Raw genomic sequence first — 25,718 nt, forward strand, 5'->3', positions numbered from 1 at the left:
CTTCTTTGATGAGATTCATTATCCTATGCCACCTTTCTTGCGTATTCAACAGGAGGCATATAATTTAGAGAGCTATGAGGTCGAACATTATTGTAGTGTTTACGCCATTGTTCAATCTCAAATCGTGCTTCCTCCATTGTTCGAAACCAGTGCTGATTAAGGCATTCATTTCTGAATTTCCCGTTTAAGCTCTCAACAAACGCATTTTGAGTTGGTTTTCCTGGTTGAATAAACCCTAAAGTGACATTCGTTTCTTTGCTCCAGAAAAACATCGCTTTACTAGTAAATTCTGTACCATTATCACAAATCACTTTAACAGGCTTATTTCTTTGCTCAATAAGTTGGTCTAAAAAGCGAGCCACTTGTTTGCCATCGGATGAGGTAGATATTAGTTGGCTAACCATTTCACGAGAATAATCATCCACTACATTCAATATTCGAAATCGTCTCCCATTGCCAAGTTGATCCGATAAAATCCATCGACCAACGCTGGTTTGGTGCAGAAGCGAACGTATTGGTTGGCGAGGACGAGTCAGTTTTTCCTTTTCTTTGTTCGAACTTGAAGTCCCTCCTGTGTATAAGAATTGACAGCATGCTTCTTATTTTGAACCAAGCCTTCAGTTTTGTTAGTCCATGAAGAATTAAAACAATCATAAAGCGATATTGTGCGGCTAAAACCTTGAGTCGTGTTCTGGCCTTCTCATCCGTACGTGGTTTACATTGATAACGAAATGCTGTGCGGCTTAATCCTGCCAGCTTGCAAGCTACTCGCTCACTCAACTTAAAGAAACATATTAGGTGCTCGATGATCGACTTTCTTGCTGCTGGCTTCACCACTTTTTTGATAATACATCCTTCATTGCCTCTAGCTCCAGGAGCTTATCTGCCAACAGTTTTTTAAGATTAACATTCTCTGATTCAAGCTCACGAAGACGCTTGGCCTCATTCACTTCAAGGCCAGCATACTTACTTCGCCAATTGTAAAATGTGCCTGACGAAATTCCATAGTCTCGACATATCTCTTCGACCTTTATACCTGCTTCATGCGATTTGATTGCTTTTATAATTTGTTCTTCTGTGTAACGCTTTTTCACTTTGAGATCTCCTTTTGGTTTAGTTTATCGGAAATCTCATCTATGTCATGGCATTATTTTTGGGGGATAGGTCACCTTCAACACGTACTTTAAAGTGCATGGCATCAAGAAAAACGATTGGGTATACAGATTCTAGGGAGCGATTACGCCACTCGGTAATCAGGGGTAATAGTTTGTCAGTAATCAGGCTGATTTTAGCACTCGAGACTTCTAGTCCATACATCTCAGATAAATGCTCGCTTATCGCCTCGTAACTCATGCCTATCGCATAGAGGGCTAGGACTTTATTATCCAGGGATCGCTTAGTACCGTTTGACGTTTTTTTACAAGCTCGGGTTCAAAGCTGCCATCCCTATCTCGAGGTGTTTCTAAATCAAAAACTCCAGTTGTTGATTTAATTGTTTAGTCGTTTTGCCGTTGCGACGGTTTGAAATACCTGTCTCATGACAATCAGTCATATGAGAATCCATTTCACCTTCTAATGCCGCCTCTAATAGCTCTTTTATTAAGGGGGTCAGTATGCCGTCTTTTCCAGTGAGAGATTGGCCAGACTTTAACTGGGTCAAAGCCTCTAATTTGAACTCATTGAAATCAAAATTCGATAAATCTATTTTCTTTTTATTCATATCTACCTCTTTTAAGTGTTAAATTATAAACAAATTAAAAGAGATGACACAGTTATTTAAACACTACCAAGCATTACGCTTTAAATACCATTTTTTCTTTAATTCAAGAAATTTAGCTTTTTGTTTTTCATTTAAGAGCGAAAACATCTGATGTTGCATCATTATTCTACTTTTTAACATAGAGCCTCTGATTTTACTTATTTTCTCTATTAAAGAATCAAGTTTTGCTTCATCAATTTTATTTGATTGAATCATAGAGTTAATTTGACTGCGTAGTAATCTCAGTTGACCGTAGTTTTCTTTGAATGCAGCTCTAGCTTTTTCTTTATATGCTTTAATTTTAGCTTTTTGATCAGCAGTGAGGTTCAGTTCTTGGGCTAATCCATCCAATCGGTGATGCGAATTACAGTGTTTGGATCCACCAATACACGCAAAACTTGGTTGACCAAATGTTAGTACAAATACGACGGTTGATAACCAGAGAATTTTTTTACTCATTATCCATTCCTCATAATAATTATACCAACTTTCCTGTTTTATCTTATGTCAATAGGATGACCTTATTGGAGTATAGACTATAGAGTGAATAAATACAGTATGTTAGCGTTAATTTAAATAGGAGAATCTGCATCTATTTTTGCCAGGTAATCAGGTTATGCATGTATTGGCTAATCCCCCTAATTTTCTTCCTTAAATGGGGTGTTGGACATGATTGGGGCGATTGAGAAGAAGGATGAGCTAATTTTATTTTTCTATCTTTTGCAAGACTAAAAATTAGTGCTTCATGACAAAGCGTTTTAAGCTCTTTGATTAATCTCTGCGTGCAGTCATCGTGTTTATGATTTTGAATATTCAGTAAAATATTATTAAATTTAAGGATATTAAATTCATTTTCGTGAGTAAAACAATTCAAAATAAGCTCAAGGTCTTCTTTTTTGGAATGATTCTTATCTCTGAAAAATGATCGATAAGGGATTTGAGGTATTTTTTGAATATTTTCTTCCACTTCTCTTTTAACCTTTAAAAAAGTAGCCGGTAAGCTTAAAGCAAGTTCCTTTTGTCGGGCAGCAAGTAATTTCGAGCGTGAACTTTGTAATTTTTTTCCAGAATCTAACCAGGAAGAATCATTTAATTCGCCCTCATCAACACCAAGAAACTTGAGCATCCCCAAAACATTTTCATGCAAAGGAATAGAATTTTGTGAGCAAAAGGCTTTTTGCAAGCCATAATGATTAAACGAGTGGGGTTGGATTTCTTTGCTGAATTTATTAGCATCAACCACATAGCCATGAAATAGAGCATTCGATATCTGTATGGGCCCCGTAGTACATACGACAATGGATTTAAGATAAAGATCCCGTTCTTTTTTCATTAAATAAGTTAAAAACTTATCATCATTTGTTTCTAAAATTCGTTTAATTAAGGAATATTCTTTACTAAAAAATAGGTATTTTATTAAATTCAGTTGAACCTGCAGGTCTTTTCTCAATCTTTTTATCACTTCTTCGTGAGTTTCTTGGGGATATATTTTATTAAAATCTAAAAATTTATTTTTATCGGCCATCACTTCATTAATGTATTTTCTGATTTTTAATGAAGAAGTAGATGTATCGGGTGGACTAATATGTTTAGATTTTGCTATATAGAGTGATTCAGAGCGATTTTTCATGAATTTTAAGAGATAACGATTTATAAAGCTGTCTTCGTTTAATTCAGCTTCTGTGCGCTCGATGAAGTCAGTATCATAATGAGATAGACGGGCAATAAGCCCACGTTGTACACGATCAATATCTTTTTGTGCTGCTATGGAGTCTACTATAGCGACAAAATCATTATTTGCGAGAATAAATTCTTTTCTCCCCATTCTTAAACTGCCAATATTGAGTAATATTGGCATTTCAGTTGGAATAAGTTGAGGAAGATGAGTTGTATCAATTGGAAAATCAAAATCGGTATAAGTTCCTTTTTTAAATATTGGGGAAAGCCATCTTAAAATATCACTGGCAACAGCTAAATTGCCCCCCATTTTTAAATTATAAATTTCGTCTTTATAAAATTGGTACAATTTTTTTTCGTTATCTGTTAGAAGAGAGGAGTGAATTGAGTTTGCATCAATGAAATTAATACGATGTTCTCTACAAAATTCGTGTAGCGCATTAACTGATGTCTGAGTGAGTAAGCTGGATTCGTATACCAAGTGAATAGTATCGTTGATATTTTTTTCACGCATTTCAATAAGACGAATTTGATTCTCCAAATTCATAAACGCGTTTGGATTATTGCTTAACCAGATTTTTACATGTAATTTTGGGTTATATTGATACATTTTTATTCTTTATTTTTTGAGTTCAATAAATTACCGCATATAAAAAGCCAGTTCTTTTATATTTCATTACAACGAAAACAGAGCCATTAATAAAAAGCTTAGCACAAGTTAAAAAAAAAGATTTGTCACTAAATTCGATTGATGAATTTCATCTAATATGGTATAAATGTCGCGCTTTAAATACACACACGGTTCGGCACATACGATAGGGTCCCAAAAAGGGTTTCGTATGGGAAACGTGGAGGAATAACCCTGGAGATAAAAAATGAATGTAAGTATGCGTGAATTACTCGAAGCAGGTGCTCATTTTGGACACAGAACTCGTTTTTGGAATCCTGAAATGGGTGAGTATATATTTGGATCTCGTAACAAAATCCATATTATCAACCTTGAAAAGACCATGGTGATGCTTAACGACGTAGTAAACTATGTCGGCAGATTGGCATCTAACAAAGCAAAAATTCTGTTTGTAGGTACTAAAAGAGCAGCGCAAGAAAGTATTCGCGAACATGCGAAACGTTGTGGCATGCCTTATGTTGATCACCGTTGGCTGGGCGGTATGTTAACCAACTATAAAACAGTACGTCAGTCTATTTTTCGCCTGAAAGAATTAAAAGAAATGAAAGAAAAGGGATTATTCAATGGAATGATTAAGAAAGAAGCATTAATGCTGACTCGTGAACTTGAAAAATTAGAGAGAGGCTTGGGCGGTATTGAGAACATGGGCGGTTTGCCTGATGCTTTATTTGTTGTTGATGTTGGTTTCGAACATATTGCCGTTGAAGAAGCTCACCGTTTAAGAATCCCCGTTATTGGTATTGTTGATACAAACAATAGCCCAAGAAATATTGATTATATTATTCCTGGTAATGATGATTCTATGAGAGCAGTTGATATCTACGTTCGTTGTGTTGCTGATGCAATTTTAGATGCTAAAGGCAGTAATACAGTAGGAGTAGGTTCTTCTGATGCTGAATTTGTTGAAGTAGTTGAACAAACCAGTGATGCAGAAAAAGCTGGGGAATAATTAAAATTTAAAATATAGGGGGCCGGGTGTCAGAACACCTCAATTTGCCCCCTTTTTGCTATACGGAGAAATGAAAATGTCAATTAGTGCGAGTTTAGTCATGCAGTTACGTGAACGTACCGGTGCTGGCATGATGGAATGTAAAAAATTTCTAATAGCAACCAATGGTGATATTGAGGCTGCAATTATTGAAATGCGTAAAGCAGGTCAAGCAAAAGCAGATAAAAAAGCAGACCGTGTTGCCGCTGAAGGTGTAGTAGTTATTGCACGCTCCGCAGATGGACGTAGTGCAGTAATGCTTGAAATTAATAGTGAAACCGATTTTGTTGCTCGTGATGAGAACTTTACTAACTTTGCTAGCAAGGTCGCTGAAACGGCATTAAATAGCTCTGCTACTAAAGTTGCCGAATTGTCTGCAATTACTCTTTCATCTGGAAATACCGTAGAACAAGCTCGTCAAGAATTAGTAGCGAAAATTGGCGAAAACATTAAATTAAGACGTCTAGAGCGCATGTCTTGTGACACTGGGGTAATTGGTTATTACTTACATGGCTCAAGAATTGGTGTTATCGCAGCTCTGAAAACAGGTGATGAAGAACTTGCCAAAGACATTGCGATGCATATTGCTGCCAGCAAGCCAATTGTTGTAAGTCGAGATCAAGTTTCTGCTGAAGCTATTGAAAATGAGCGTGAAATTTTTACAGCTCAAGCAAAAGAAAGTGGCAAACCACAAGAAATTATTGATAAAATGATTGAGGGTCGAATCAATAAATTTATTGATGAAGTCAGTTTATTAGGCCAGCCTTTTGTTAAAAACCCTGACATTAAAGTTGGACAACTTTTAAAAGAAAAAAATACTGAAGTACTTTCCTTTATACGCTATGAAGTTGGTGAAGGTATAGAGAAAAAAGAAGACAACTTTGTTGAAGAAGTGATGGCTCAGGTTCGTACATGATGAATGAAAGTCACCCAACATTAAAATATAAACGTATTTTACTAAAATACAGTGGCGAAGCCCTTATGGGCAAGTCACAATTCGGTATTGATCCCTCGGTTTTGGATACTTTAGCCAGGGATATTGCCGAATTAATTAAGATGGGCGTTGAAGTTGGTCTTGTATTAGGTGGTGGTAATTTATTTCGTGGTAAGGCACTTTCTCAAGCTGGGGTTGGACGTGTAACTGGTGACCATATGGGAATGCTGGCTACAGTAATGAATGCTTTAGCGGTGAGAGATGCTTTAGAACGAATTGATATGCCAGCGCGTATTATGTCAGCTATTCCCATGCTGGGAGTCGTTGACCCTTATCATCGCCGTAAGGCAATTACACATTTGCGCACCGGACACGTTGTTATTTTCGCAGCAGGAACAGGAAATCCTTTTTTCACTACGGATACAGCTGCTTGCTTAAGAGCCATTGAGATTGGCGCTGATGTGGTATTAAAAGCAACAAAAGTCGATGGTGTTTACTCAGAAGATCCCTTTAAAAACCCTAATGCCAAACGATATGATTATTTGACCTATATCGAAGTATTAACGCAAGGCTTAGAAGTAATGGACTCTACTGCAATTTGTCTTTGTCAAGATCAAGGCATGCCATTGCAGGTTTTCGATATGACTGCACCTAATGCATTGAAAAGAATTGTATCTGGAGAACGCGTAGGAACTATAGTCGGAGCTAATCATGATTAATGAGATTAAGCAAGATTCAGAAAAGCGAATGAAAAAAACTATTGAAGTATTGCACACAGACCTAACAAAAATTCGCACAGGAAGGGCGAATGTTGGTTTACTTGATCATGTGCAAGTTGACTATTATGGAACGATGACTCCATTGAGTCAAGTAGCTAATATTACCGCTAGTGATTCTCGTACAATATTAGTTACCCCATGGGAAAAATCCATGGTATCAGCTGTAGAAAAGGCAATTTTAACCTCAGATTTAGGTTTGAATCCGGCTACAGCAGGTTCTGCGATTCGTGTCCCTATGCCACCTTTGACTGAAGAACGAAGAAAAGAGTTAATCAAGGTTGTTCGTAATGAAGGCGAGCAAGGAAAGGTTTCCATTCGTAATATCAGAAGAGATGCAAATAATCAATTAAAAGAATTAGTTAAGGATAAGGCTATTTCTGAAGATGATGAGCGTCGAGCAACTGAAGTCATTCAAAAACTAACCGACAAATATATTCTAGAAGTAGATGCATTATTGGCTGAAAAAGAAAAAGATTTAATGGAAATTTAAATCAAGAGACAACTTGAGGTGAATAACCTCAAGTTGTAATAATTCTTTTTTATTGCAATTCTTACTCAAAAAACTACAAATTACTTTATTTAATTTGTTAATTTAGTCATGATAAAGAATTTCCATTAAGTTTTTTCTTTATTAATAGAAAAAAACTTAATAAATTTCTCTTAAATGCTTCTGAAAATAATTTTTGGAGGTTCCTTATGAAGTATAAAGTTGTTATTTTTGGCAAAAGTGGTAAAACTAAACTAGCTCATAAAGTTGCTCAAACAAAAATTGATTTTGCAGAAGAGACTTCTCCTACCTTAAGTGCTGAATTTTTCTCTCGGCAAATGGATTCTAATAATGTTGTAGACTTATGGGATATATCTGGAGAAGCGCGATTTAAACAATTTAATCCCTATTATTATAAAGGGGCTGATGTAGGTTTATTTTGTGTTGATCTAACAGAAGAAATTCACGAGCAAGAACTTATTAAAAGTATCCAAGAATTTCGAAAATTTGCTCCCCTTGCTCCAATTATTTGTGTTGGCACAAAATCAGACTCTCCTAAAGCAAATCATGACGCATTAAAAAAAATTAAATCAAAAGAATTATTTGCCAATTTCATTACTACTTCAGCAAAAGATGGAGAGAATATCGAGGAGCTTTTTAATCTGATCCGCTCTCATTGTGAAGCAAAACTCCTACTCTCGTGGGATGAGGCTGTTATAAAACTAAAAGAGGATATAAAAAATCTGCCAAAAAGAAAAAAAGGCTTGATGGATATTGAACTGAATGAACTGTCAAAAATTGTATTGGACTCAAAAAGTACCCCAAAGAATAAAGCTAAGGCCATTGAAAGTTTTATAAAGAATAGTGAAATCATTTTAGAGGGTGAGAATCCTAATATCCTTAAAGCAGCACTTTCAGTCGCTGCAGCAGCCATTGTATTGATTGCAACCGCACTAATTGGCTTTACAATTGGTGTTGCGTGTAGTTGGTGGACTGGTCCAGGAGCTTTTTTTGCCGGAATATTAAGTGGTTATACTGCTGCGGTAACTGTAGCTTCTTCAAGTCTAGCGTCAGGGGTTATTGCAGGAGGTCTTACTGCATATGGTTTATTTAAGACTTCTAAAGAAAAGGCGGCACTTGATAATTGTAAGCGCGCCAGCAACTACATAATTTAATAATTATCTCCGTTTCGTCATACTCTGCAACATCAATTTAGAGAGGAGAGTACGATGAATATATCCCCACAAATTATATCCCCCCAAGAAACAGATGGCACGAAAGAACAGAGATGGATGGAGCATGTAACGCATCAAAAAGAAAGTGGTTTGTCGCGAGTAACGTACTGTCGAAAGCATCAATTAAACTACCATCAATTTGGCTATTGGGAGCGAAAGTATCGGGAAGAAATAGCTTCATCCAAATTAGTACCGATTCAATTAAATAAGCTGACACAAAGAGCTCCAGAGACAGTATGCACCTTGGTATTGAACAATGGGCATGAGCTAAAAATTCACGACCAGACTTTATTGCCAATGTTGTTGTCCTTGTGGGGTTAGCCATGTTTTTATCATTTAATGCAAGCATATGGCTCTATCCAAAGCCTATTGATTTTAGGCGACAAATTGATGGACTGGTGATGTTGATTTCCGACCATCTTCAGTTGAACCCCACATCAGGGCAAATTTTTCTTTTCAGAAACCGCCAAGCCAATAAAATAAAAATGCTGTGGTGGGAGCGAAATGGGTTTTGGCTCTGTTATAAGCGATTGGAGCAAGGAAAACTAAAATTTCCCAAACACGATGACGCGGTCATGAGCCTTACCAATGACCAATTAAGCTGGCTGCTCTCAGGATTGGATTTTGCAAAACACACATTGTTGCCGGAAGTATTGGCTACGAATTTCTATTAGAAATAATTTACAAAAAACGATTAATTTGTTTTTAAAATCAACGTAATGTGATATAATTGACTCAGCAAACAGGTGCCATTTCAACATGATGTACGAAGAAAAAATAGAGCAATTAAGTAACGAAATACTCGCATTAAAAGCAGAGCTTGCTCTATCTCAAGCACGCAATGAACACTACGCGGAAGCCTATGATTCTTTAAAAGCACAAATCATGGAGCTACGCCGTCACCGTTTTGGCAAGCGCTCTGAGCGTTATATTGACCCTGAAAATCCTCAGCTGTCTTTGTTTGAAAATAATCAGAGCATTTTTTCTCAGGCTGAAGCAAGCGGTGAGCAGACCGAAGAAATGACACCAGTGGCTGCCCATACAAGAAAGAAGAATAAAAAAGCGCAGAAAGAACTACCCCGTCGCATTGAAATTATTCCGGTATCTGATGAAGACAAGCAATGTGCCTGTGGTGCATGCAAAACAGTGATTCGTTATGAAACCAAAGAGCTACTGCATTACCAACCTTGCGTCATCGAAATTGTGGAGCAACGACGTGAAGTAGTTGCTTGCACTAAAGGATGCGAGAATCAAATCGTAACCGCAGCAGCGCCCAAACAAATTCTCCCCAAAATTAAAGCAACAGAAGAGTTTTTATCATTCCTGGTGGTCAGCAAGCTGGATGACAGGCAACCACTGTACCATCTGGAGCGACAACTCAGCGAACGACATGGTATTGATTGCTCACGCCAAACCATGGCGCGCTGGCTCATTGAGTTAATGACACCACTGCGTCCCATTTATAATCTGTTGAAAGACAGTGTGATTGAGTATGATGTGGCCAGTTGTGATGCAACGACCTTGCAGGTCTTGCATGAGCCTGGAAGAAAAGCAGAAACCAAATCCTATGTGTATTGCATTCGGGGTGGACCACCGGATAAATCCGTTATTCTTTATGACTACAACGATGTGGAGCACAAACAATTTATTTACGATTGGTTTGTCGGATTCAATGGCTATTTACATGTCGATGGTGACAATTTTTTTGAACTTGTGGGTAGCAGCAATGCGCACATTGTCAATTGCAACGCGCATGCGCGCAGAAAATTTGAACCTATTGCCCAATCTAATAAAGGCAAAGGCATTGCCAAAGAAGCCATGCGCTTTTTTAAAGAGCTTTATAAAATAGAGCGTGAGGCTAAAAATAATCAACTGAATCCAGACCAACGTCACCAGTTGCGTCAGGAAAAATCCAAACCACTCATGGAAGCCTTTAATACATGGGTTGATAAGGTCTATCCTACAACTTTGCCCCAATCACCGCTTGGGAAAGCACTCAATTACTGTGTTAAATATAGAGATGGACTGATGCGCTTTTTAGATGATGGGCGTCTGGAAATCGATAACAATCTTACTGAACAAGAAATCAAACCCTTGGTCATTGCTCGAAAGAACTTCTTGTTTTGCGCCTCTGTTGAAGGTGCTGAGGCCTTGTGTTTACACTTCAGTATCATCAGAACGGCTAAATTACACAATCTCGACCCTTATCATTACTATGTCATGTTGTTAAAGAACGCTCCTCTTTGCAACAGTGTTGATGATTATGAAAAACTGTTGCCTTGGAATATTGGCTTAGATTATACCCCTAAGTTGTAAATTGTAAGCCTGTGGTTCTTGGAGCGCTTACCTTACTGCATATGGTTTATTTAAGACTTCTAAAGAAAAGGCGGCACTTGATAATTTTACTGCTGAAGTATCCTCTTGGAATACAGCTGTTATTTTATAGTCAGAAACGTTAACTTTGGCAGTATTCTGTTGGTAAAGACTCACTAATAATCTATTACTTATCATGTCGCGGGATTATTTCTTGTAGTCATTACTGCGAGTGCTAGGTATACATAGTACTATTCACACGATTATATGGAAGTGGTGGAAATTCAAAATTTTTCTTGGTAATGAGATTGATGCAACATTCAACAACAGATTTATCGTAGCGTATTCCAGAACCTTCGCATAATTCATTTAGGGTCGCTTCTACTGAGTTTTTAGGGCGGTATGGGCGATGAGAACTCATGGCTTCGAACACATCTGCAACCGACACAATTTTTGTTTCAAAACGAATTTCATCAGCCTTTAATGCATCCGGATATCCAGAGCCATCTAAACGTTCATGATGGTGCAAAATAATATCAGTAATTGTTTCTCCAAATGCGACTCTATCTACAATCTGATAACCTACTTCGGGATGTATTTTGATGAAACGATATTCTAATTCGGTAAGTTTTGCAGGTGAAACTAGAATTTCCATGGGGACTCGAGTTTTACCTATATCATGGATTAAGGCGCCCAAATAGATTTCATGTATTTTTTTAGAGCTTAAGCCTAAACCCTTGGCTATTTCTTCAGAAAGCTTAGCTACTCGAAATTGATGACCTGCTGTATATGGATCGCGCTGCTCTGCAATTAATGCTAATGATTCAATTGCTTTCTCTAACATATCCTGGAGAGTGTGTTTTGCTTGCCATAGAGAATTAGTCTTATTTTTCACTAAAACAGACAAATGTTCTCTATGCATTATCAATTCCTCATTTTTCCTTTCAAGCATATGTTTTTGGAACAAATTCTCGAAAATAATAGAAGTAGAAATTGTAAAGCTATTAACGATGGGGTCAAATGAGTTAAAATGATTAAAATCACTAATTTTTACAACAATTAGTCCGTAAAAAAATTCTCTCGCAAATAAAGGATAAACTTGAATTTTTCTTTCTTCAAACGACTCACTAAGTTGATAAAAATCAGATATGCTAAACATCCCGTTTTTTAGATCGATTGTTCCAATAAATCTTGAGTGTAATTCTTTATCGCTTCGATCAATATTTTTGATAAGACACACTTCACACTCTTGTACACCGGGTATACTGCCAATAGTCTTCTCAAGGTAGGGTGTAAACTGTTCTGTACGTGTAAAAATAAAAAGTACACTATGGGCAGCATACAGTCTAAAGAGAATTTTTTCATTGTCTGAAAATTTATGATTGTTCATTTTTCCATATTACTTTTGTAATTATGTAAAAATTCATCCGGTTTTATATAAGCAGGGTTTTTGACAATTTGACCATGTACAAACATAAAAGGATGAACCTGCAAGACATCATAAATTAAGCCACCATCAAATTTACTGACATCATACTGACAAACTACTTTAACTGGATGTGTATCAATAACAGTATTTATTAAGGCTTCATAGACTATCAATTGATCTGAACCAGGAATATTTCTGCAAGCCCAGGACATTTCACCTGAAATACGAGAACCAGAAAAACCCGCTGCGATAGCATGCTCATAGTGAAGCTTAAGACAAGATAGCATTTGTTCAGGTATAAATTTCCCATCTGGGCAATAAGTTGAAACCGCAGGAGTAATTTCAACTTGCTTGCTTTTCGGTAACTCCACATCGAGCTCCGCTAACCAAACCCTTACTTCTTCTGGTGTCATTGTATCAACGAAATAACCTATTTGTTCATTATTGATCATTCCCGACTCTATATACTTGGATATAACTCTACGTCTTTCAGCTTCATCTCGATAAATAAGACAGGCATGAGCACCGTCTTTAAAGTGTTTGTATCCAAATCCTAATGAAATATCTTCATTATTATAATGACCTGTAGACATATTAATTTCCTTATTAGATCTCTGTTAAAGTATAGCTAATAAAGTGAGTTATATGGGATGAAAGAAGGTCATAGATAGTTTTTTTTAAAAAAAGCTGCTAATCGTTGCCAATTTGTTTGTATATAATCGCCAACATAACCCCATGATTCAACCCAAATAATGCGTTTAAAGGCACACGTTTGCTTTATTTTATTCATGAACGATTCTTTGCTTTCATTGGTAGCAAAAATTACCATATTCGAACTGTTACGTATTGGAATAACCAGGGTATGTTTAAATTGGATTCTAACTAATTGAAAAATAGGATCTTGCTCTTTTATATTGGCCAAGTTTATTGCCAATAAACCATCTTCGGTCATTATTTTTTTGCATGAGGCAAAAAAATGAGCATGAGCGCATTCAGGTGGAAAATGGTTGGCGTTATATAGATCAATGATGAGGTGATTGTATTTTTTTTTGCATTTTTGTATGTAATCCTTAGCATTGTCATGGACGACAGTTAACTTTTTTAAGTGGTCTATCATAAAAAAGCGTTTTGCTATGTTAATCACTTCTTCACTGTTATCTACAGCTACTAAGGTAACATCTTTCAACATCCACGCAACCCCAGCACCGCCTAATCCCAACATACAGGTAACTCCGGGATATTTTCGAGCCATTAATGTAAGTGCAGGAAGATAATACAAAACTGGCTCCTGCGGTTGATAACGATTAATTACTGTTTGGAGTGCTGTACTTCCTAATGTAAGCCAACGATAGCATAAATTTTGATATACTTTATAACCTGAAGGGGATGTATGAATGCATCTACCGAACTTCGTTTTCCACATTTAGCGTGTATTCTCTACTTGAAAAGGGTAAACAGAACCAAGTTTTAGAATTTGAGTTAATTCATCCAAGGCGCAAAAACATTCCTCAATAAGCAGAGGATCAGCTAAGTCTTTAGGAACTAACTCAGTACGATAATGCTTTAAAACCCACATTTCTAAAGTTGTTAATACTTTATCGTCGATTAATACACCTTGATGCATGGCTCCAAGTTCCTCTTCATTCAAGGGAACACGTAATCTTAAGCAAGCAGGACCACCTCCATTTTGCATACTTTGTTTCAAATCAAGAAAATGTACCGAATTAATGGGGTTCGATTCATCAGCAAGTATTCTCTCAATGCATGCGTTAGAACGAGGATTAGTTTGACATTCAGAGGGAGCAATAAGCATCATGGAGTTTGATTTTTTTAAACTAATAATTTGTGAGTTAAAAAGGTAGGTTGCAACTGCATCGACAACACTAAGTTCCTTTTGTGGAATTTCAATGATAATTAATGGAAAGTTAGCTTTTTCCCTTAATTCGTTCAGTATGGAATTTTGCTGATAAAACGCATGTTCATGGACTAGAAAAACTGATTCATTGACTACAGAAATAACGTCATTATGAAAAACACCTTGATCGATAGCAAGTGGATTTTGGCATGCGAACACAACTTGGTTTTCCGATAGCTGATGTTGACGTACAATCGCCTCAGATGCTTCTCGAGTTTGACGAGCTGGATATTTTATTGGACCAATATTTGATTGATTTTTCCCTAAAGTTTTTTTTCCATAAACAAAAAGATGAATTCCTGGTTGGTTGTAGTTTTGACAGAGACGACTGTGATTTGCTGCACCTTCGTCTCCAGTTATCGTTGACCGTGGAAGAATCGCATGATGATGAAAATAATTTGGGTTAAAAAAAATAAGCTCCAGTAATCTTTTTGAAAAATCTGCCTCATGATGGCGATGTAAATTGCTTATGAGATTTGCGGCGGTAAAATGAACTTTATGGTCACATGTATCTGTGCTTGGAGAAACGGTAGCTGCATTGGCTGCCCACATACTGGAAGCTGAGTAACATGCACTAAGAAGTTCTGGTGCCTTTTTATAAGCTTTATTAATTTGCTCTTTTGGCGTGCCGGAAAAACCTAATTGATGGAGTAGCTCTAGATTCGGACGCTGATGGGGTGGAAATAATCCTTGCTTTAGGCCCATTTTGTACAGTAAGCGCATCTTCTCTAAACCCTGCAGTGCGGCCGCTTGTGGATTGGAAATTGCCGCTGCATTATAAAAAGATGCAAGATTACCCGGTGCAATACCAGCATAATTGTGGGTAGGGCCAACAAGGCCATCCATGTTTAACTCATAAACATTCATTTTATATTCCATTTTAAATTGTAGCCCGGACTAGCGTATCGCAATTCGGCTACAATACACCCAACTCGCTAATACCTGGCACTATCTGTTCAGGCATCGTCAAAAAAGATTGTTCCATACTGGCTACTGGATAAGCGCAATAATCTGCAGCAAAGTAAGCACTTGGTCTGTGATTTCCACTTAATCCGACCCCACCAAAAGGAAGACTACTGGCTGCGCCTGTGGTGGGTCTATTCCAATTAATTAAACCAGCTCGGACATGTTGATAAAATTGCTGATAATTCTGCTCATTATTACTGAATAAACCTGCGACCAAACCATAACGAGTTTGATTCGCGAGAGAAATTGCGTGTTCAAAGTTTGTGTACCGATATATTTGCACTAAAGGCGCAAAAATTTCCTCATCGGGCGGATTTTCAAAATGTGTCATATCGATGATGCCTGGTGATAGTAAACCTGTATACTCAGCAAGTAATGTCATGGACAATAAAGAAATACCACCTGATTCAGTCAGTTTCTTTTGGCTATGAATGTGTTTAAGAGCTTGCACATAGCTAATAACTGGCCCCATAAATGGCTCTGGTTTTTGATCAAATGGTCCTACCTTGACTGATGAACACATCTTTATAAAACGTTGCAAAAACTCATCACCTTGAGCGGAATCAGGGATAATGACACGACGCGCACAAGTGCAACGTTGACCAGCAGTAATTATGGTAGAGAGTAATGTATGGTAAACAGCCGCATGAAGATCAGTAACTTCATCAATGACTAAAGGATTATTTCCACCCATTTCAAGAGCTAAAATTACTTCAGGCTTATCCGCGAATTGTTGGTGAATACGTAACCCAGTGGCATAGCTACCCGTGAAATACACACCTTGAATGTCTTGTGCAAGTAAAACTTTTGCACAGGTAGCATCACCCTGTAAACAATTGATTACTCCTGGAGGCAGTTCGCTCTCATGCCAACATTGCATGACAAACTCGGCCACTGCAGGCGTATGTTCACTTGGTTTATAAAGAATCGTATTTCCTGCTAGCAGAGCAGGGACTATATGTCCATTGCTCAAATGAGCTGGGAAATTAAATGCGCCAAGAACAACTACAATGCCGTGGGGTTTAAACCGAAGGCAGGCATTTGCTTCTGTTGTTTTGCTTATTTTTGTTCCTGTTCTTTCCTGATAGGCTTGGATGGATAAATTAATCTTTCCTATAACTGCATTGACTTCGGTCTGTGCTTCCCATAAAGGTTTTCCAGTTTCTAATGCAATGAGCTGCGCTAATTGATCACGATTTTTTTCAATTTGTTTCGCAAATTTCTGGATGTAATTGGCACGCGTTTCGAAATCGAGTGTAGACCAGGGGAAAAGGGCTTGATGAGCAGCATGATAGGCAGCGGAAATTTCTTGTTCAGTTGCATGTGTCCCTTGCCAAAATAATGTACCATAAGCAGGATTTAGTGATTCCAGCGTAGTTCCCTGTCCTTGAAGCCACTGACCACTAATATAGTGTCCTTTACCATTCAATATTGATGATTTAATCATTTAACACTCCATTATCAAATAATACCGGAGCCACACGCAGTTGATTTCCACATTTAACTTGAAGGAGGTTAGCTGTTTTTTTACTAATAATACACGTATTATTTTCTCTGTTGATTAGAGCGCTATTAATCGTTGCACGAAAATCCAATTGAGTATTTGCTAATAAATAGTTCGTGCTGCTCACTTCATCACTAATGTTTTTAATGGTGACAACTCGACTGAGTTCAATGGTTTTGATTTTGGATAATGGAACTTCGAGTGTTGGACCCCCATCGAAAATATCAATGTACTTGTTATAGCGAAAACCTTCTTTTAATAAAATGTTCATTGCCGCTTGTGTCGAGGGGTGGGCTTGACCTATGACTGCTTGAGCTTCTGTTGACAGTAATTTAACGTAGATAGGATTACGAGGCATTAAGTCTGCTATAAACTGTTTGTCAGTGGCCAGGGTGAGTCTATCTGCTTCAGCAAAAGACATGTGAAAAAAATGGCTTCCTACATTCTCCCAAAAAGGTGATATACCATTTGCATCTGAAATACCGCGCATTTCAGCGATTACAGTCGAAGCAAAACGTTCTGTATGTTGCGCGATAAACAGAAAACGGGCTTTGGAAAGTAATAAACCATTTTGATTTTTTCTATATTCTGGTTCTAAAAAAAGGGTACAGATTTCACTTCGTCCCTGATTATCATTTACTAGACTTAAAACCTCATAATCACTGCGTATATTTAATGAACGACAAATTCGAGTTCGCTTAGATATTTTGTAAGAATAAAAAGGAGCCTCATGTCCAGTACATGATTCTATTCCTGAAACACCTATTATTTTTTTATTTGTTGGATTTTCTAAAACAAATAAATAATATTCATTATTCGGCTTTACGATAATTTTTTTATAGGAGTCAGTAGACCAGCGAAGTCTTTTTCCTAAGATTTCTTTATCTTTGGAAAGCGTTGTTATTCCTACGCCACTTTCCTCAGCCAAATGATGAATAGCATCCAAATCTGTATCACGAGCACTACGAAATAGCATCATTTTTTAGATCCTCTAAACCACCTTGAGCTAGATCAAGCAAAAGTAGGGTGCTGAGTGCTGCGCGTTCGGATAAACTATCAAGCAATATATACTCTTCTGAACTGTGAATATTACCACCCCTAACCCCAAGTGTGTCTAGAACTGGTAAACCATGTTGAGCTAAATTATTTCCATCACAGCAGCCACCACTGTCTTTCCAATCTATAGATAGACCTAGCTTTTGTCCTAAATGTTGAATACGATGAAACAAGCGTTTTGTACCTGAGCATACACGTTTTACTGGTCTACCAAAAACACCATATACGTTTAAAGAATAACCTTGGCGTTTTAATCGACTAATAATTTCATCCAGCTCAGTACGCACCCAAAACTCATCTTCAGGTAGACTAATCCGAATGTCAAGTTGTGTTACCGCTCGGTCAGGAACCACATTGAGCGCTTCACCGCCTGCAATTGCTCCTACATTAATTGTTACTCCTTCACGCTTTCCATTAAGTGCATGCACAGCGCATATCGCCTCAGCTAAATAACAGATTGCGTTTCGACCCTCTGAGAAAGCACGTCCAGCATGCGCCGCTTTTCCAGTCGCAATAAGCGTCAATTTTCCACTTCCTTTGCGATTTTTTGCTAAGGTACCTGTTGGCGTCATAGTAGGCTCATAGACTAACGCTGATTGATAATTAGCTGCTAACTCATCAAAAAGCGCGCTGGATGCTGGTGAGCCAATCTCTTCATCAGTATTGATTAAAACATCCCAACCGAGTTCTGAGGCACACTCATCTTGTTCGAAGGCGGATAAAGCGTGCAACATCACAATGAGACCGCCTTTCATATCGGTAACACCAGGCCCATTAATACAATTATCATCAATATAAGTTAATTTCTGAAAAGGATTATCTCTGGCATAAACAGTATCCATGTGTCCACAGAGTAAAACTCGTCGTTTCAAATGAGGCCTTTTTCTAATAAACAATGCATCACCACAGTTTTGTATTACTGTATTACCAGATATATCCATAACTGAAAATGGGTGAAGTTTTTTGATTTGAATGGTATCTGCTATAGAACTATAGGTTGTTTGCAGTAGATTAGCCATTTCGGCTAACCCTTCTAAATTAGTTGTACCCGAGTTAATCTCACAAAACTGGTGAAGTTGCTTCACCATCGTTTCCTGATTATTTTTTATTATTTTTATCAGCTTATTGTATGATTTAATCACGGCTTTTAACTTAAAGTTAAAAATACAGAATAGCCGAAATTAGGGTGCTTCACAATGTTGGTATAACCAAATAAAAAAACAGATTAAATCCTCCAAGTAATCGAACTCGGAGGACATGAGAACTTGAATATTTCGTTTAAGGTACAGGATTCATGGGAGAATTTTGTTTGGCAGGTTGCGTTGAGTTGGTTAATGGCCATATTTGGGGTAAAGCCATAAGGCCTAATTTACTCAATAATCCCTCTGATTTTACTTGTTCTTCACCTTGAGTTGAATGTTGTTCTGGATGAATGCTCGCATCAACCCGTCGATCAAGTCCCTGTAAGCGTTGCAACTGCTTTTCTTGAAGCTCTAATAATTTATTAAAACGCTCAGTACTTGCTTTTAATTCCGATTTAACCATAGAAAGTTCAGATTCTGCTTTGCTCATTCGTTCGGCTACTTGATCAAAATTGGCGGCTTTATCCGTTAAAAAGTTATTGAGTTTTTCTTGAAAGGCTTGTCTTTGACTGGAGTCGCTGATGGCTGCAGAGGATAATACTTTCACCGTTCCTTCCAAAGAAGTGGCAATTTTTTTTGCTTTTTCCAGTTCAGCCCCCATAGATTGCCTCACATCTGATAATTCGGAAGTTTTCTGGGATAAGAGCAATAGACATTTTGAATGCTCATCTTGAGCTATTAAAAGCGCTTTTTGATTGGCTTGAAATTGTTCATTTTGTTTTTGAAGATCTTGTTTTAAGGCGGAGTTTGTTTCTTCAAGTTTTTCCTTTGTTTTACGGAGTAATTTTTCCGTTTCAACATAAACTTCTACTTGAGCACTCAAAGTCTCAACTTCCTCATTCAAACGTGTAATATTGTGGGCGAGTTTCTCATTCTCCGCCTTAAATTTATCAATTTCAGCGGCAAGTTTTTTACGGATGGAATCTAATGCGCCAATAGTTAATTCAAGAATTTCTGCAACTCCAAAAATTCCTTCTTTTAATTTTTGAGTAATATTTTTGGTATGGTAATGATGGTCATCGAGCACAATACCACTTGTGGTGTAAGCTAAAGCACTGACGCCACTGATTGTGACTAAAATACCGATATGGGCTGCCGCTCCAATAATTAGGGTTGGGCCTGATAGAGCGACACCACCGAGAATTCTTTGCCATAAAGGCAGCTCACCCCAAAAAGCAGCCGCTTGTGATATAAGACTTGGATTAGCTTGTAAGCTGTCAACTATTGCGCCTAGACTTTTTTTGACTTGGATTAGATGCTCTTGGGTTAAAGCAATGCTTTGTAAACTATCTAAATCAGCTGGAGGAGATTTTGGATCTAATAATATTTGTTTTGCTGCATCAGAAAAACTCATCTGGGCCAAAGCTTTTTCAATAATGACTTTATTCGCATTAGAAAGATTAGTATCTCTTTTAATATAGGTATCAAGTTCTTGTTCGTTAGTAGACATACACCACACTCCCTGTGTTTAAGAATCTCCCTGTAAATTCTATTTTTAACCACAAAAACCCAAATAAGCAAGTAAAAATTTGATATTTTGGAGTTATTTAAAACAATATAGAGTAGATGACTCAATTGTGCTGAATTGGGTAAAAATTAATACGATTTCTAGCATTCCCTATATTCAACTTGTTTGCTGTATAAAATGGTTTCTGAGGTGCAGTAGCCCTATTTGACTGAGTTTATCGAATGATGTGTTTTATTATTAGGTATTAATTGAAGAAACCAGCAAGAGCAGTTACGATTAGGGCATCGTGCGGTAATCACATTGATTATACAAAAAATCTTTAATATCTGTATGTATAAGCTCATTTAAGGAGGCAGAGTGGAAGTGTCATTAGAATTCTCTTCACCGAGCATGAAAGAGGAAAAGCAATTTTTACTAACTCATTGCCATTCTGATTGGAAGGACATTGTTGTTAAAGCACTAGAAGCTATGGACTCGAACTATTTGCATCAGTTAATACATGATGAAAAGTGGTTGCCAGGCAAGGAGCGGTTATTTGCGGCTTTTAGTTTGCCACTCGCTAAGACTCAATATATTTTATTAGGTGAATCTCCTTATCCACGCCAAGATTCGGCGAATGGATATGCTTTTTGGGATAATACGGTTGGGAGCTTATGGAGTATGAATGGGTTAAGTAAAGCAGTTAATCGAGCCACTTCTTTGCGTAACTTGATTAAAATGCTACTTGTTGCCCGCGGTGAATTAGATTCGAATACGTCACAAGCCAATATTGCACTATTGGATAAAAAATTTTTGGTACAAACAGCACAGCAATTATTTGAAGGAATGATGAAGAAGGGTATCTTGTTACTCAATGCTTCTTTAGTTTATAGCGAGGGTAAGGTTCCTTATCATGCACGTCAATGGAAACCTTTCATACAAAGCCTTTTTAGTCAATTGGCCTTAATTAAGCCCTCCATCCAACTGATTTTGTTAGGTAAAATTGCAGAAACTGCAGCCCAAAGTAAATTACCTATAGGACTTAGCGCAGAACATCCTTATAATGTAAGTTTTATTACCAATCAATCTGTTATTGATTTTTTTAAACCTCTGGATTTATTACAATATGAGTCATACTGAATCAACGGTTAATCCTAACGAAATTAATAAATTTGCCCAGCATGCCAATTTATGGTGGGATACTGAGGGACCTTTGAAAACCCTGCATGACATTAATCAAACGCGCCTTGATTTTATCAAGCAACATGTTCTTTTGAATGATTTAACTGTTTTGGATGTGGGGTGTGGTGGAGGTATTTTGTGTGAGGCTATGGCAAGCGCTGGGGCTCATGTGACGGGGATTGATGCCGCATCTGAGGCAATTGTGGTGGCTCAAGAACATGCAAAAAATAATCATCTGAAAATTAATTATCTATCTACTTCAATAGAAGAATATGACGAACAGCGTTTTGATGTGATTACCTGTATGGAAATGTTAGAGCACGTAGAAAACCCTGAATTGGTTTTTGAGCATTGTAAACGACTTCTTAAACCACAAGGTTTTTTATTTGTATCAACAATTAGTAGAACTATTAAGGCCTATGCTACTGCAATTATTGCCGCAGAATATATATTAAATCTCTTACCTAAACAAACACATGATTATAAAAAATTTATCAAGCCAAGTGAGTTACTTGCCATGGCTCGACCCTGGGGTTTTAACTTGATTGATCTCAAAGGAATGGATTACAACCCTTTTTTAAGGAAAGCTTCGTTAGGATCTGACATTAGAGTTAACTATTTGATGGCTTTACAATAAATGTCGCATCCTGCTCTGAAAAAGAAAGTGTAAGGCGAAAGCTCATGAAGTCGAGATTTAAACTCGACTTCATTGTTATGAAATAATTTTATGCTTCCGAATTTTTATTCTTACTGTAGCGCTCTAAATATCGTTGATGAGCATATTTAGCTTGTTCTTGGGTTACCACATCGACCTCATTACCGTAAATATCAATTCGTGCAGAGTTTTCTTTTTGACAATTTAGATAGGCTGGAGATGCACTATAGTAGCTTAAGGCTTCACGCAACGATTTTTTACTGAATGGCGGGGAATCAAGACGCTCATAGAAATCGATGATGTCATCAAATATCCCAATTTTTAGGGGTTTAATCTGATTTCCTTTTTTAAAAAAAGCATTTGGAAAGTGTTCAATAAGCCAATCTATAACGTGTAACTTATCTTTTTTAACTGAAGTTAGCGTTTGTTTGTCCATTGTATAGCTCTAAAACGTTATCAAGATGCAGAATAAACTACCACATCTTTTGACATAATCAAGCACTTGTATGCAAACATACGTATTAACCCTAGTTATTTTAAAGGGTAAGCACTTAATTCAAAGAGAGGATGAGGAACTGCCATACAGTCTTGGAGCACTACTGAAAAGCAAAAAGTTCAAAATATTTATGATTAACCTATTTTTTAGTCTTATAAAAAATTGAGAATTATTGGGCACATGCGTTCATGTAAATTCCGTAGGTATTTTGTTTGTAGTACATAATTTCCTATGTCGCAATCATTATTTTTTTTGTACGGTATAGTACAATGCCGCCCGCCATGCCTTATAGAGGCGCACTTTGACTTTTTTATCCAAAAGTAGGATTTATGACTGATCTAAATAAAACGATTAAGGGTTTGCTTGATGCAATCACCACCGATTTAGAAAATGATGACCTTGACAATACATCTGTGCTAAATAAAATCACTCAGCATATTGATGGGGCATTTGCTTCTATCGAAAAAGAAGAACAAAAAAAATTATATAAAAAACTGGCATTAATCTTTCATCCAGATAAGATGAAGCAAACTCAGCCAAAACTGTATGAAATTCTGGAGAAACGTAACCTATTAGAGACAGAGGCAAATCCAGACACACAGAAGCGCAATCTACATGATGAAATTTTTAAAATAATATCTGGTCGTAATGAGCCTGATGATTTATTTAATAGTCTCAAGTCTGATCCAGTAAAAGCTGGCAAAGCCTTCGTTGAGAAAATTTGGGCAAAATCATCTTACCATCTTCCACTATACAAACGTTATTATCAGCCATTTCGGTCTCTTACTAATATCATATCGTGGACAATTAACATTGCTTTGGTTCTCGCTGAAATTGCTGTCATACTCAGTTTCGTAACTTGTTTAATCTTGATGAGTTTAGTGAGGAACGGTAATGATTTTATACTCGATTTAATTACTGCTGGTCAGCTTAGCAAAACAATCGAGAAATATAAACTTGAGTCGATAAGTGATGACTCCCTAGGTATTTTGACTGAACTTCGATTGCAGTTCCTTTCTGTTGTAAACGGGATTACTGCCCCTTTACCCGAAGGACTTTTCAGCATGATTGGATCTATTTTTATTGCCCGTCCACTAACTATTTTATTGGCACCTATATTCTTGGCAGTAACTGCTGCAGTTGGGTTGGTAGAAGATTTGAATATATATTTTCTCCTTGCAGCCAGTTTCACTCTCGTGGGTATTAAATTAGCTACACTGGCTATTCTCAATGCACCTATCTATACATTAGATCTGGTAAGAATGGCGACGAGTAAATGGAACGCTTCCTCCACTAGCGAGAAACCTGCTCAGGAAAAAGAAGCTAATTCTAGCCCTCGCTTGCTAATAGAATACATGCCGCCATCTCCACAGCCATGTGTTGATCGCTCATCTGAACCTCCCTTGCCAGGTGGAAATAGCCTTTTTTCTTGCGCTACTTCTACGACCGATTTTGCTGATAAGGGTGATTTATATAGGTTTGATTTTAAGTAAATGGTTGTGTGATGGGCTATTGAGGTCCATCGCATTAAGCTTTTTGTGTCGTAAATATTTCTCCAGACGCAATAACGTCATTTGAGGCGTATTTTGCAACTTTTATTTTCAGATATCTCCTAGTAATAGATGAGCCCATTCATTAGTACCAACTTATTTCATTTGATGCATGTTTATGAACCTGAATTTGCTACTCACAAAATTAGACCACCGCTCTGCTTATAACATCCATACAGACTCATCCAGAATGAACACTTTGTGGTCCTACATTCGATCCCAGAGGATATGAACGCAGTTTTTTTGCTCGATTTCATGTAAGATATTTCTCAATTGGGCGGAGGATAATGGCTTTTTTGGGAGGCATTAATTCTGACCACTTTTTCTAAATTATTGTTTTTAAATTGAAATTTGAAAATTCATAGATTGGTTTTCTAGAAAGAAATCAAGAGACAGGGGGTAAAACACGCTTGAACTTCATAGTTTCTATTGCTACATTTTAATCATGACTTGTATGGATATGAGTCAGACAAATGGAATTGTAATCATACGGATATGGTTTATCATGGATGATAATAAGAACTGGAAGTTCTTATACGGATGACTGCGAAAGCCAGGGGGGACCCTGGCTTTTTTATTTTTATGCCACTAAATAACCTGATTTAGATAAAAATCTCTTATCAGGAAAATAAGCAAAAATTACAGAACCATTCTTAATGGTATTAATTACGGGTTTTGCTAAGGTTTGAGCAATTGCAGGGCACCCCCAAGATAATCCGGCTCGACCCGCACGTTTTATAAAATCAGGTTCAACATACCATGCACCATGTATTACTACACGTCGACTTAATGCATTATCGTTAAAGCCTTTATCTAGCCCTTGTAGATTGAGTGAATATCCTTTATGACCCATGTAGGTATCTTTAGTAATATACGTGCCCAAACTTGATTGTTTGCTTGAGGGAACATTCGAAAAATGATTTGCTTTATTCACACCTGAATTTTTCCCGTGTGCAACATAAGTATTATATAGGAGGCGCTCTCTGTTGAGATCAAATACCCACATACGTTGCTTGTTTGAGGGTAAAGAGTAATCAATCACTGTAAGCACAGGTTTTTTGACAGCTCCTTTTTTGCTCGCATTTCTATATGCAGTTAATGCAAGCTTTAATACGTTTCTATTTAGTTTCGGTGCCTTGCTACTCAAATGTTGCAATTTAGTATTGATATCTGTATCGGATCTTGCTGCAAATGAGGGTGCACTGGATGTTATATTGCTGGTTAAAATTAAGGTTGAGATTAGAGTCAATAGGGTATTCATACTTCTCCTTTCTTCTTGTAAATTGCCTTTATAGTTCTTCAGAAAAATGGTGATTATATTAACAATTCATGTAATTGTAAAATTTAAAGGTTTTTCTTTGCTCATTAAGAAAAAATATGAATCAATTCAGGGACTTACAAGAGCACTCAAAAAAGATATTGTACAAAACACATACATTTTGATTTGTATGAAGACTATCTGCAAATATAAATAATAATCAATTAGTTCAAAATTAATCCTATTACGTTAAATAAA

General features: G+C 37.1%; 23 protein-coding genes and 2 pseudogenes. 11 read left to right on the forward strand and 14 right to left on the reverse strand.

The genetic code is table 11. From position 1 onward, the window contains the following. Positions 1-23: 23 nt before the first annotated feature. The 4 genes and pseudogenes from OQJ26_RS15910 to OQJ26_RS15930 form a co-directional block, all read right to left on the reverse strand. Positions 24-1,094: pseudogene (locus OQJ26_RS15910) on the reverse strand (IS3 family transposase). 58 nt (positions 1,095-1,152) lie between these two features. Further along, positions 1,153-1,720: pseudogene (locus OQJ26_RS19490) on the reverse strand (transposase); the annotation flags it as partial. A gap of 63 nt (positions 1,721-1,783) precedes the next feature. After that, entirely contained in the window at positions 1,784-2,218 is a 435-nt protein-coding gene (locus OQJ26_RS15925; RefSeq protein ID WP_265704710.1) for a Spy/CpxP family protein refolding chaperone, read from the reverse strand. Positions 2,219-2,351: 133 nt separating this feature from the next. After that, on the reverse strand, positions 2,352-4,046 hold the full coding sequence (locus tag OQJ26_RS15930) for a glycosyltransferase family 88 protein (RefSeq protein ID WP_265704711.1): 1,695 nt from the start codon (positions 4,044-4,046) through the stop codon (positions 2,352-2,354). 265 nt (positions 4,047-4,311) lie between these two features. Between OQJ26_RS15930 and rpsB the strand changes: the two genes are divergently transcribed. From rpsB to tnpC, 8 genes are all read left to right on the forward strand, one after another. Continuing rightward, on the forward strand, positions 4,312-5,073 hold the full coding sequence (rpsB, locus tag OQJ26_RS15935; protein WP_265704712.1) for a 30S ribosomal protein S2: 762 nt from the start codon (positions 4,312-4,314) through the stop codon (positions 5,071-5,073). A gap of 76 nt (positions 5,074-5,149) precedes the next feature. Then, entirely contained in the window at positions 5,150-6,028 is an 879-nt protein-coding gene (gene tsf, locus OQJ26_RS15940) for a translation elongation factor Ts (protein ID WP_265704713.1), read from the forward strand. Next, on the forward strand, positions 6,025-6,765 hold the full coding sequence (gene pyrH / locus OQJ26_RS15945) for a UMP kinase (protein ID WP_028380479.1): 741 nt from the start codon (positions 6,025-6,027) through the stop codon (positions 6,763-6,765). The genes tsf and pyrH overlap by 4 nt, the downstream gene beginning before the upstream one ends. Next, positions 6,758-7,315: a ribosome recycling factor gene (gene frr / locus OQJ26_RS15950; RefSeq protein ID WP_265704714.1), complete on the forward strand. Its 558-nt coding sequence runs from the start codon at positions 6,758-6,760 to the stop codon at positions 7,313-7,315. Before pyrH ends, frr begins: the two co-directional genes overlap by 8 nt. Before the next feature lie 206 nt (positions 7,316-7,521). Then, positions 7,522-8,487 carry a GTP-binding protein gene (locus OQJ26_RS15955; RefSeq protein ID WP_265704715.1) on the forward strand — a complete coding sequence of 322 codons (966 nt, stop codon included), beginning with the start codon at positions 7,522-7,524 and terminating at the stop codon, positions 8,485-8,487. A gap of 54 nt (positions 8,488-8,541) precedes the next feature. Further along, positions 8,542-8,868 carry an IS66 family insertion sequence element accessory protein TnpA gene (tnpA, locus tag OQJ26_RS15960; protein WP_265702306.1) on the forward strand — a complete coding sequence of 109 codons (327 nt, stop codon included), beginning with the start codon at positions 8,542-8,544 and terminating at the stop codon, positions 8,866-8,868. A 2-nt stretch (positions 8,869-8,870) separates the two neighbouring features. Further along, on the forward strand, positions 8,871-9,221 hold the full coding sequence (tnpB, locus tag OQJ26_RS15965; protein ID WP_265702305.1) for an IS66 family insertion sequence element accessory protein TnpB: 351 nt from the start codon (positions 8,871-8,873) through the stop codon (positions 9,219-9,221). An 85-nt stretch (positions 9,222-9,306) separates the two neighbouring features. Continuing rightward, positions 9,307-10,863 carry an IS66 family transposase gene (gene tnpC / locus OQJ26_RS15970; protein WP_265702303.1) on the forward strand — a complete coding sequence of 519 codons (1,557 nt, stop codon included), beginning with the start codon at positions 9,307-9,309 and terminating at the stop codon, positions 10,861-10,863. Positions 10,864-11,095: 232 nt separating this feature from the next. Here the strand turns inward: tnpC and OQJ26_RS15975 are convergent, their stop codons facing one another. The 8 genes from OQJ26_RS15975 to OQJ26_RS16010 all read right to left on the reverse strand — a co-directional run bounded on the left by OQJ26_RS15975 (position 11,096) and on the right by OQJ26_RS16010 (position 20,322). Then, the gene (locus tag OQJ26_RS15975; RefSeq protein WP_265704716.1) at positions 11,096-12,250 is read right to left on the reverse strand and encodes an HD-GYP domain-containing protein; all 1,155 of its coding nucleotides are present in this window, start codon (positions 12,248-12,250) and stop codon (positions 11,096-11,098) included. Next, positions 12,247-12,882, reverse strand: a complete 636-nt coding sequence (locus tag OQJ26_RS15980; protein WP_265704717.1) for an MEDS domain-containing protein — start codon at positions 12,880-12,882, stop codon at positions 12,247-12,249. The genes OQJ26_RS15975 and OQJ26_RS15980 overlap by 4 nt, the downstream gene beginning before the upstream one ends. Positions 12,883-12,950: 68 nt before the next feature. Then, entirely contained in the window at positions 12,951-13,712 is a 762-nt protein-coding gene (locus tag OQJ26_RS15985) for a spermidine synthase (protein ID WP_265704718.1), read from the reverse strand. After that, positions 13,713-15,071, reverse strand: a complete 1,359-nt coding sequence (astB, locus tag OQJ26_RS15990) for an N-succinylarginine dihydrolase (RefSeq protein ID WP_265704719.1) — start codon at positions 15,069-15,071, stop codon at positions 13,713-13,715. 49 nt (positions 15,072-15,120) lie between these two features. Beyond that, on the reverse strand, positions 15,121-16,617 hold the full coding sequence (gene astD, locus OQJ26_RS15995; RefSeq protein WP_265704720.1) for a succinylglutamate-semialdehyde dehydrogenase: 1,497 nt from the start codon (positions 16,615-16,617) through the stop codon (positions 15,121-15,123). Then, complete coding sequence (locus OQJ26_RS16000; RefSeq protein WP_265704721.1) at positions 16,610-17,653, reverse strand: arginine N-succinyltransferase; 1,044 nt, start codon at positions 17,651-17,653, stop codon at positions 16,610-16,612. Before OQJ26_RS16000 ends, astD begins: the two co-directional genes overlap by 8 nt. Beyond that, complete coding sequence (locus OQJ26_RS16005) at positions 17,637-18,872, reverse strand: hydrolase (protein WP_265704722.1); 1,236 nt, start codon at positions 18,870-18,872, stop codon at positions 17,637-17,639. Before OQJ26_RS16005 ends, OQJ26_RS16000 begins: the two co-directional genes overlap by 17 nt. A gap of 136 nt (positions 18,873-19,008) precedes the next feature. Further along, positions 19,009-20,322, reverse strand: coding sequence for a LegC2/C7 family Dot/Icm T4SS effector (locus tag OQJ26_RS16010; RefSeq protein ID WP_265704724.1), 1,314 nt, complete (start codon positions 20,320-20,322; stop codon positions 19,009-19,011). Positions 20,323-20,730: 408 nt separating this feature from the next. On the opposite strand from OQJ26_RS16010, the gene OQJ26_RS16015 reads away from it, so the two are divergent. Further along, positions 20,731-21,459, forward strand: a complete 729-nt coding sequence (locus tag OQJ26_RS16015; protein ID WP_265704808.1) for a uracil-DNA glycosylase family protein — start codon at positions 20,731-20,733, stop codon at positions 21,457-21,459. Then, a complete protein-coding gene (gene ubiG / locus OQJ26_RS16020) occupies positions 21,446-22,138 on the forward strand; it encodes a bifunctional 2-polyprenyl-6-hydroxyphenol methylase/3-demethylubiquinol 3-O-methyltransferase UbiG (protein ID WP_265704726.1) in 693 nt (230 codons plus the stop codon). Before OQJ26_RS16015 ends, ubiG begins: the two co-directional genes overlap by 14 nt. A gap of 88 nt (positions 22,139-22,226) precedes the next feature. Here the strand turns inward: ubiG and OQJ26_RS16025 are convergent, their stop codons facing one another. Next, positions 22,227-22,592, reverse strand: coding sequence for a ProQ/FinO family protein (locus tag OQJ26_RS16025; RefSeq protein ID WP_265704727.1), 366 nt, complete (start codon positions 22,590-22,592; stop codon positions 22,227-22,229). A 389-nt stretch (positions 22,593-22,981) separates the two neighbouring features. Between OQJ26_RS16025 and OQJ26_RS16030 the strand changes: the two genes are divergently transcribed. Beyond that, positions 22,982-24,145, forward strand: coding sequence for a hypothetical protein (locus OQJ26_RS16030; protein ID WP_265704728.1), 1,164 nt, complete (start codon positions 22,982-22,984; stop codon positions 24,143-24,145). Between the two features lie 637 nt (positions 24,146-24,782). Here the strand turns inward: OQJ26_RS16030 and OQJ26_RS16035 are convergent. After that, a complete protein-coding gene (locus OQJ26_RS16035) occupies positions 24,783-25,463 on the reverse strand; it encodes a murein L,D-transpeptidase catalytic domain family protein (RefSeq protein WP_265704730.1) in 681 nt (226 codons plus the stop codon). Positions 25,464-25,718 lie beyond the last annotated feature (255 nt).

This window comes from Legionella sheltonii (assembly GCF_026191355.1).
Taxonomy (GTDB): Bacteria; Pseudomonadota; Gammaproteobacteria; order Legionellales; family Legionellaceae; genus Legionella; species Legionella sheltonii.